This is a genomic window from Bremerella sp. JC817 (assembly GCF_040718835.1).
Lineage (GTDB): Bacteria > Planctomycetota > Planctomycetia > Pirellulales > Pirellulaceae > Bremerella.
The window spans coordinates 1-485 of sequence record NZ_JBFEFG010000059.1; the positions used below are offsets into that span (position 1 = coordinate 1).

The 485-nt window shown below is 65.6% G+C and carries 2 protein-coding genes; one reads left to right on the forward strand and one right to left on the reverse strand.

The window, feature by feature from the left end:
• The coding region (locus tag AB1L30_RS00275) for a hypothetical protein (protein ID WP_367011360.1) at positions 1–194 on the forward strand (194 nt) is incomplete at its 5' end.
• On the opposite strand, the gene AB1L30_RS00280 is transcribed toward AB1L30_RS00275, so the two are convergent.
• The gene (locus AB1L30_RS00280; RefSeq protein WP_367011361.1) at positions 137–415 is read right to left on the reverse strand and encodes a hypothetical protein; all 279 of its coding nucleotides are present in this window, start codon (positions 413–415) and stop codon (positions 137–139) included. The two genes, AB1L30_RS00275 and AB1L30_RS00280, sit on opposite strands and share 58 nt — an antisense overlap.
• Between the last annotated feature and the right edge of the window lie 70 nt (positions 416–485).

Here is a 485-nt window from a genome sequence, read left to right on the forward strand (position 1 = left end):
AAGTGCTCGACAACGATGTCGACTCGGCCCTGCTTGATCTGCAATTGCTGGGGCTGATGCAGCAGCAGTCAATCGATGCCCGGGTCGAAGACTCGATGGACTTCGCCGAGATTGAAGCGTTTCGGTATCTCGTCTTTCAACCAGCAACCTTGGCCGCCATTTGTTCAGGCGACTGCTGCGAAATCGCTCGGTAGAGAACGTAGTCTTCGCCATGGCGTCCGCCAAGCAGTTCGCAGACCGGCACCCCCTCGATCCACCCGATGCCCGGGCGATCCCCGGCCTGCTCCATGCGCGGTTTCGGCCCGCCGGCCGGGCCTTTTCCCGACTTCGCGTCGGTCTCTCGCCTGACCCGGACGTCCGCCGCGCCGAGATGAGGCGGGCCATCGAGGTCATGATCGAACAGGGGACTGTCCATGGGGCCATCCTCCCTGGGCCACCGCGTCGGCGCCGGCCCGAGTGGCCGGCGTCGCTCGCGACGCCCGCGT

Excerpts from the sequence above, each read along its gene's own strand:
- AB1L30_RS00280 (WP_367011361.1), bottom strand. The coding sequence starts at position 415 with ATGGACAGTCCCCTGTTCGATCATGACCTCGATGGCCCGCCTCATCTC.